The sequence below is a fragment of the Stenotrophomonas sp. PS02289 genome (assembly GCF_029960115.1).
Classification (GTDB): domain Bacteria; phylum Pseudomonadota; class Gammaproteobacteria; order Xanthomonadales; family Xanthomonadaceae; genus Stenotrophomonas.
Map to the genome: position 1 here is coordinate 24,616 of NZ_JASCOZ010000040.1, position 7,657 is coordinate 32,272.

Here is a 7,657-nt window from a genome sequence, read left to right on the forward strand (position 1 = left end):
CGGATGGCCCGGAAAGGGCCGTCCCCCGGGGCTTTCGCCGACATGGCCGCGCGAGTATGGTTTCTGCGTGGCCTCATGAACTCCCAGGCACTCTGGCCACGGATCATGGGTGGGTTGCGGGCAGCTGACGCGAGCTTCACACTGTGACCACGATCATGAACTGGGGCGATCATGAGCGGAGGTGACGCGTGCAAGGTCCCGGTATGCAAGGTGGCGGAGTATCCTTTACACAGCCTGTTCCAATGTGGTCCCGGCAGACGACGGAAGCAGCCTTGAATATTGTCATCGTTGACGATCAGACGTCCGCGCGCACGATGCTGCGCCATGTCATCGAAGACATCGCGCCCGAACTGAGCGTGCACGACTTCGGCGACCCGCTGACCGCGTTGGCATGGTGCGAGTCCAATGCCGTGGACCTGCTGCTGCTCGACTACCGCATGCCGGAGATGGACGGGCTGGAATTCGCCCGGCGTTTCCGTCGCCTGCCCAAGCATCGCGACATTCCGGTCATCCTGATCACCGTGGTCGGCGACGAGCCGATCCGACAGGCCGCGCTGGAAGCCGGCGTGATCGACTTCCTGGTCAAACCGATCCGTCCGCGTGAGCTGCGCGCGCGCTGCTACAACCTGCTGCAGCTGCGCCAGCAGTCGGAGAACGTCAAACAACGCGCGCTGTCGCTGGAGCAGCGCCTGCTGGCCAGCATGCACGAGGTGGAAGAACGCGAGCGCGAAACGCTGTCGCGCCTGGCGCGCGCGATCGAGTTCCGCGACGCGGGCACCAGTGCGTACCTCGAGCGCATGGCGCACGTGGCCGGCCTGATCGCCGAACAGCTGGGCCTGCCTGAAGAAGAAGTGCGCCTGATCGAAATGGCCGCGCCCCTGCACGACATGGGCAAGATCGCCATTCCCGACGCGGTGCTGCTCAAGCAGGGTAAACTCAACGATGAAGAGCTGGCGATCATGCGCCGGCATCCCCGGATCGGTTACGAGCTGCTCAGCGGCAGCCAGAACCGGTTCATCCAGGTGGGCGCGCTGATCGCGCTGCGCCACCACGAACGCTTTGACGGCAGCGGGTATCCCGACGGCCTGGTTGGCGAGGCGATCCCGCTGGAAGCGCGGATTGTGGCGGTGGCCGACGTCTTCGACGCCCTGATTTCGCCGAGGCCTTACAAGGAAGCATGGAGCATGGAAGCCACACTGGCCTATCTGTACGCGCAACGCGGTCGCCTGTTCGACCCACGCTGCGTGGATGCACTGCTGCACGGTCGCGTGCAGCTGGACGAGATCTGCGCGCAGCATTCCACTGCGTCTTCCCGACCGGGGATGTGACATGGGCGGTGTGTTCCAGAAGGTGAGGCAGCGGCTCGGCGCGAGCGGTGCCCTGGCGTTGCTGCGCGCGCGACTGAGCGGTCGTCCGGACAGCGAACACGGCCAGGCCATCGTGCGCATGGTGCTGATCGTGCTGATCCTGGCCTATGTGCTGATGCCCAATGTGCGCAACGACCTGCCGCACCACCAGTACCAGGTGGTGCTGGGCATCGTGCTCACCGGCCTCACCCTGTCGGTGGCGCTGTTCGGCTGGCTGCTGGCCCGCCCGGGACGTTCCGACCCACGCCGCGTCGCCGGCATGCTGGCCGACTATGGGTTGATTGCGGCCGGCATGGTGCAGATGGGCGAGCCGCTGGCCTGGGTGTACATCGTGGTGATGTGGGTCACGGTGGGCAACGGCATGCGCTTTGGCAACCGTTACCTGTATGCCGCGGTGGGCATGGCGCTGATCAGCTTCGGCGTGACCATGATGACCACCGACTACTGGCGCGACAACGCGCGCCTCGGCTTTGGCCTGTGGCTGGGGCTGGCGGCGGTGCCGCTGTACTTTGCCAGCCTGCTGCGCCAGTTGACCCGCGCGATGGACGAGGCGCGTCGCGCCAGCGAGGCCAAGAGCCGCTTCCTGGCCAACATGAGCCATGAGTTCCGCACCCCGCTCAATGGTCTTTCCGGGATGACCGAAGTGCTGGCCACGACCCAGCTGGATGACGAGCAGCGCGAGTGCGTGAACACCATCCAGGCCTCTTCGCGCAGCCTGCTGACCCTGGTGGAAGAGGTGCTGGACATCTCCGCCATCGAGGCGGGCAAACTGCGCGTGGTCGAGGAGGATTTCGCCCTGGCCGACGTGATCCAGTCGATCGGCCTGATCCTGATGCCGCAGGCGCGGGTCAAGCGGCTCGATTACCAGGTCAAGGTGGACCCGGCCGTGCCGCTGCTGCTGCGCGGCGACCTGGGGCACCTGCGGCAGATTCTGCTCAACCTGGCCGGCAACGCGGTGAAGTTCACCGAGCAGGGCAAGGTGGAGATCCGCGTGGCGCTGCTGCGCGAGGAAAGCGACGGCCGCGTTCGGCTGCGCTTCGATATTTTCGACACCGGCATCGGGGTCAACCTGGACATGGCTCCGCGTCTGTTCCGGGCGTTCGAGCAGGCCGACGTCAGCCTGGGCCGCCGTCATGAAGGCTCCGGCCTCGGCACCTCGATCGCGCGTGGCCTGGTCGAGGCCATGGGGGGTGACATCGGCTTTGCCGACAACCCGCCGCAGGGCAGCCAGTTCTGGTTCGAGCTGCCGTTCGCGCTGCCGCCGGTGGAGCAGGGTCGCTTCACCCCGGCCGTGGCCGGCGACGCGGCACCGGGTGGGGCCGGCAATGTGATCGCGTTCGCCGATCCGTTCCTGCGTCACCGTGCGCGCGTGCGCAGCATGAAGGTGCTGGTGGCCGACGACCACCAGGCCAACCGCCTGGTGCTGCAGCGGCTGCTGCAGAAGGCGGGGCACAAGGTGGTGTGCGTCAACGGCGGCGAAGCCGTGCTCGATGCCATGGCCGAGAGCGACTACGACGTGGCCATCGTCGACCTGCACATGCCGGGCATGAGCGGGCTGGACATGCTCAAGGAACTGCGGGTGATGCAGTCCGGCGGTGGGCCGCGTACGCCAGTGCTGGTGCTGAGCGCCGACGTCACCCCCGAGTCGATCCAGCAGTGCACCCAGGCCGGTGCGCATACCTTCTTCGGCAAGCCGGTGGTGCCGGTGCGCCTGCTCGACACCCTGGCCGAGATCGCCAGCAACGATGCGCGTAAGCCGAGGGTCAACGTGGTGCCGGCACCTGCGGCTGGCGTCGGCGTGCTGGATACCGGCGTGCTCGACGAACTGGCCTCGCTGGGCATGGGCGAGAGCTTCGAGCAGGAGTTCATCCGTCAGTGCCTGGTGGACGCCAAGCAGTGCCTGGTGACGGCCAACGAGGCCGGTGAGCGCGGTGATTGGGTGCTGCTGCGCGAGCAGGCGCACGCGATCAAGGGCGTGGCCAGCAACCTCGGGCTGGTGCGTGTGGCGTTCCGCTCCGGTGAGGTCATGCACATGGCCGACTGGCAGCTCAAGAGCGAGTGGAAGGAGCGGATGAAGCAGATCCGCGCGGCGGTGAAGGAAGGTCGACAGGCGTTGGCGGCGCGCATGCACCCCAGTGCGGTGACGGGCGACAGCGACATCGATATCGGTTGATTGGTCGCGTCATGCGACCTCCTCGACGACCCTGAACACCGTTCACATAGGAACGGTTGCCACTGTTGCAGATGTTTGCATTCCAGCGAACGTGCCCGGTGTAGGATCGCGGCGTGTGGACCCGTCAGGCCTGCCGCCCACCGTCCTCCCTCCAGGCCAACTCGCCGAGGAAATTGCCATGCAAACCATCGAAAAGCTCCCCACCACTCCCCGCGGCTACGCCACCATCCGCACCGAAACCACGCACGATAACGCCGCCCACTGGTTGTTCATGCACGCTGACGCGTCCACGGGCATCCGTCCCTGCTGCCGCAAGGACATGCTGGATGAAATGTGGACGGTGATGAGCGAGATCACCGCCACCCCGGCCGAGCGCGCCAGTGGCAAGTTGCGTCATTTCGTGTTGGCATCGGACGCCACCGCCTACAACCTGGGCGGCGACCTTGAACTGTTCGCCCGGCTCATCCGCGAAGGCAACCGCGACCGCCTGCTCGCCTACGCGCAACGCTGCGTGGAAGGCGTGCACCATCTGCACACCGGCTTTGGCGGTGACGTCCGTTCCATCGCGTTGATCCAAGGGGATGCCCTGGGTGGCGGCCTGGAAATGGCGCTCGCCTGCCACACCATCGTGGCCGAAGCCGGCAGTGGCATGGGCTTGCCGGAAGTGCTGTTCGGCCTGTTCCCGGGCATGGGGGCGTACTCCTTCCTGTGCCGCCGCGTGGCCCCGCAGGTCGCCGAGAAGATCATCCTCGAAGGGCGTGTGTACAGCGCCGAGGAAATGTACGCGATGGGCGTGGTCGATGTGCTGGTGCCGAAGGGGCAGGGCGTGAAGGCCGTGGAAGACCTGATCCGCCAGCATCAGCGCACCCCGCGCACCTATCTGGCAATGAACGCGGCGCGCAATCTGGCTCAGGCGGTGAGCTATGACGAGCTGCTGGAGATCACCAAGATCTGGGTGGAATCCGCGCTGGCTCTGGAAGACAAGTCGCTGCGTACCATGGACCGGCTGATCAAGGCGCAGACGCGCCGTGCCCAGTCCGATGCGGCGTAACGCCGAAAACAGGGGGAATTGAAGGCCCGGCAGCTGCCGGGCCTTCTTTGTTTCAGGCCTGTTCGGCCGGTGCGTCGCGCAGTTCGCGGCGCAGGATCTTGCCGACGTTGGTCTTCGGCAGTTCCTTGCGGAACTCGACGATCTTCGGGTGCTTGTAACCGGTCAGGTTGGCACGTGCGTGTTCCTTGACCTGCTCGGCGGTGAGGTTGGGGTCCTTCTTGACGATGACCACCTTCACGATCTCACCGGACTTGTCATCCGGCACGCCGACCGCGGCGACTTCCAGCACGCCCGGCATCATTGCGATCACGTCTTCCACTTCATTCGGATAGACGTTGAAGCCGGACACCAGAATCATGTCCTTCTTGCGGTCGACGATGTAGAAGAAGCCATGCTCGTCCATGCGCGCCATGTCGCCGGTGTGCAGCCAGCCGTCGGCATCGATCGCCTTGGCGGTTTCTTCCGGACGCTGCCAGTAGCCCTTCATCACCTGCGGGCCGCGGATGCACAGTTCGCCGACGTCGCCCGGGGTGAGGGTCTGGCCGTCGTCGTTCTTGACGCAGGCGTCGGTGGATGGAATCGGCAGACCGATGGCACCGTTGTACTCGGCGAGGTCGAGCGGATTGATGCAGGCGGCCGGCGAGGTTTCGGTCAGGCCGTAGGCTTCCACCAGGGTCACGCCGGTGACCTTCTTCCAGCGCTCAGCGACGGCGCGCTGCACCGCCATGCCGCCGCCCAGGGTGACCTTCAGCGACGAGAAGTCGACCTGGTCGAAACCGGGGGTGTTGAGCAGGCCATTGAACAGCGTGTTGACGCCGGTGATGGCGGTGAAGCGGGTCGACTTGAGCTCCTTGACGAAGCCCTTCATGTCACGCGGGTTGGTGATCAGATGGTTGCAGCCACCGAACTTCATGAAGACCAGGCCGTTCGCCGTCAACGCGAAGATGTGGTACAGCGGCAGGGCGGTGATGATCCACTCCTTGCCCATCTCGATGCCCGAGGCGGAGATCCACGCCGACGCCTGCTGCATGTTCGCAACCAGGTTGCGGTTGGTCAGCATCGCACCCTTGGCCACGCCGGTGGTGCCACCGGTGTACTGCAGGAAGGCCACGTCGTCGTGGTCCATTTCCACCTTGGGCAGGGTGTGCTGGCTGCCCAGCTTCAATGCCTGGTTGAAACGGATCGCGCCGCGGATGCTGTAGTTGGGCACCATCTTCTTGATGTACTTCAGCACGAAGTTCACCAGCACACCCTTGGCACCGAGCATGTCGCCCAGGCCAGTGGTGATGACCTGCTTGACCTGCGTATCAGCGATGACCTGCTGCACGGTGTCGCCGAAGTTGTCCACCACCACCAGCACTGCGGCACCGGAATCGACCAGCTGGTGCTTCAGTTCGCGTGCGGTGTACAGCGGATTGACGTTGACCACGGTGAGGCCAGCGCGCAGCACGCCAAACGTGGCCACCGGGTACTGCAGGCAGTTGGGCATCATCAGGGCGACGCGGTCACCCTTCTTGAGCTTCAGTTCGCCCAGCAGGTAGGCGGCGAACTGTTCGACCAGGGCATCGGTTTCACCATAGGTGAGCACCTTGCCAAAGCTGGAATAGGCGGGGCGGTCGCGGTACTTGGCAACCGAGGTATCGAATACGGCCGAGACCGAAGCGAACTCGTTGACGTCGATCTCGGCGGGCACGCCGGCGGGATAGCTGTTCAGCCAGGGACGTTCCAGACTCATATTCCCCCTCCAGGAAACGTTGATGGTGTGCGGTGACGGTGAGTATCCGTCGTTTCGGCAACCGGCAGCATACCGGGCCGAATGGAAAACGCGAAGGATTTGTGAAGCAGGTGTGCACAAGGCCCGTTCAGGCGGGTTGCAGCGCAGGCGGGACGGGTCATGCAGGCGTCCCATCCGCACTGTTTTCGCTGCACTGCAGCGCAGCTTCCATCAGCGGGACGGCCCAGTCCGGGGTCAGCCGCAACTGTTCGGCATCGTCCGGTTCGGGCCAGGTCAACTGGCCGCCTTCCATCTGCAGTACCAGCTGCGGGTCCGGTACGGCGGCACCGGGCGCGGCGTCGGCGCTGTTGTCGTAAACCTGCAGCTGGGCCACGCGTGGCATCAGTGCGGTCAGGTTGGCCAGCGCAAGAGGGTAGCGGCGACGGATGTCGGCCTCGTTGATCGGATGGCCGCCAGCACGCACGCGGGCCTGCACGCGGGCCAGGTGGTGCTCGGGCGAGGGCAGCCCGCAGTACCACATCAGGACGTCGTGGGTGGCGGTGGCCTCGGCCAGCAGCGCGGCGATGGAGCGGCCGCCGAGGGTAGTCTCAAAGGCGTGGTTGCGGCGTTCGGCCAGCGCGCGTTTGATCCGGTTCACGCCTTCGGTCCAGGCCTGGGCGTTGGCCTGGGTTGGGTCCATGCCCATTTCAGTGCGCAGCTGGCGGGCCCAGCTGTCCGGATTGAACCAGTCCAGCCCCGCCTGGCGCAGCAGGTGCCCGCCGATGGAACTCTTGCCGGCCCCGTTGACGCCGGCCAGCACGAACAGGAACGGACGCGGCATCAGTAACCGGTACCGGCGGCGACCTTGCCCTTCAGGCGTGCGGGCTTGCGCAGCAGGGCGCGGGCCTTGCTGCCGGCTGCGGCGCTGTCCAGGCTGGCCAGACGGGCGTCGAAGCTGTCGCGCAGCTGCTGCAGGACCGGGCTCTGCTCACGCAGCGAGGCCAGGTCGCGCTGCAGGTCCAGCACCTGCGCCTGCAGGGCCTGGTACTGCTCGGCCGAGATGATCACCGCCTGCGGTTCGTTGTGGTTGGTGACCAGCACGGCCTGCTGGTCACGCACGTCCTGCATGACCTTGCGCCAGTGTTCCTTCACCGACGAGGCGGTGGTGCGGGTGAGCTCGGTGATCGGGTCGAACTTCAGGGCGTGCAACATGGCGGAGATTCCGGCAGCAGCGATGGCCCGAGCATAGCGCGGATGGGATGAAATGGGAATTTAATGAAAAATAGGAAAAGCAAGGGTTCAGGGTGGTGATGGGCGGTAGCGCCGGCCGTTGGCCGGCCCAAGGGGTGCGT

6 protein-coding genes are annotated in these 7,657 nt (G+C 65.5%); 3 read left to right on the plus strand and 3 right to left on the minus strand.

What is annotated here, in order from left to right; genetic code table 11:
- Nucleotides 1–242 precede the first annotated feature (242 nt).
- From QMX83_RS07960 to QMX83_RS07970, 3 genes are all read left to right on the plus strand, one after another.
- On the plus strand, nucleotides 243–1,328 hold the full coding sequence (locus QMX83_RS07960; protein WP_282296092.1) for a two-component system response regulator: 1,086 nt from the start codon (nucleotides 243–245) through the stop codon (nucleotides 1,326–1,328).
- Between the two features lies 1 nt (nucleotide 1,329).
- Nucleotides 1,330–3,540, plus strand: a complete 2,211-nt coding sequence (locus QMX83_RS07965) for a response regulator (protein ID WP_282296093.1) — start codon at nucleotides 1,330–1,332, stop codon at nucleotides 3,538–3,540.
- 178 nt (nucleotides 3,541–3,718) lie between these two features.
- The gene (locus tag QMX83_RS07970; RefSeq protein ID WP_282296094.1) at nucleotides 3,719–4,591 is read left to right on the plus strand and encodes a crotonase/enoyl-CoA hydratase family protein; all 873 of its coding nucleotides are present in this window, start codon (nucleotides 3,719–3,721) and stop codon (nucleotides 4,589–4,591) included.
- Between the two features lie 52 nt (nucleotides 4,592–4,643).
- On the opposite strand, the gene QMX83_RS07975 is transcribed toward QMX83_RS07970, so the two are convergent.
- The 3 genes from QMX83_RS07975 to QMX83_RS07985 all read right to left on the minus strand — a co-directional run bounded on the left by QMX83_RS07975 (nucleotide 4,644) and on the right by QMX83_RS07985 (nucleotide 7,517).
- Complete coding sequence (locus QMX83_RS07975) at nucleotides 4,644–6,326, minus strand: long-chain fatty acid--CoA ligase (RefSeq protein WP_282296095.1); 1,683 nt, start codon at nucleotides 6,324–6,326, stop codon at nucleotides 4,644–4,646.
- A gap of 157 nt (nucleotides 6,327–6,483) precedes the next feature.
- Nucleotides 6,484–7,146 (minus strand): AAA family ATPase, encoded by a 663-nt coding sequence (locus tag QMX83_RS07980; RefSeq protein ID WP_282296096.1) that lies wholly within the window; start codon nucleotides 7,144–7,146, stop codon nucleotides 6,484–6,486.
- Complete coding sequence (locus tag QMX83_RS07985; protein ID WP_282296097.1) at nucleotides 7,146–7,517, minus strand: type II toxin-antitoxin system prevent-host-death family antitoxin; 372 nt, start codon at nucleotides 7,515–7,517, stop codon at nucleotides 7,146–7,148. Before QMX83_RS07985 ends, QMX83_RS07980 begins: the two co-directional genes overlap by 1 nt.
- Nucleotides 7,518–7,657 lie beyond the last annotated feature (140 nt).

Bases quoted from the DNA above. Each gene is read 5' to 3' on its own strand.
- QMX83_RS07960 (WP_282296092.1), top strand. From the start codon at position 243: ATGTGGTCCCGGCAGACGACGGAAGCAGCCTTGAATATTGTCATCGTT.
- QMX83_RS07965 (WP_282296093.1), top strand. From the start codon at position 1,330: ATGGGCGGTGTGTTCCAGAAGGTGAGGCAGCGGCTCGGCGCGAGCGGT.
- QMX83_RS07970 (WP_282296094.1), top strand. From the start codon at position 3,719: ATGCAAACCATCGAAAAGCTCCCCACCACTCCCCGCGGCTACGCCACC.
- QMX83_RS07975 (WP_282296095.1), bottom strand. From the start codon at position 6,326: ATGAGTCTGGAACGTCCCTGGCTGAACAGCTATCCCGCCGGCGTGCCC.
- QMX83_RS07980 (WP_282296096.1), bottom strand. From the start codon at position 7,146: ATGCCGCGTCCGTTCCTGTTCGTGCTGGCCGGCGTCAACGGGGCCGGC.
- QMX83_RS07985 (WP_282296097.1), bottom strand. From the start codon at position 7,517: ATGTTGCACGCCCTGAAGTTCGACCCGATCACCGAGCTCACCCGCACC.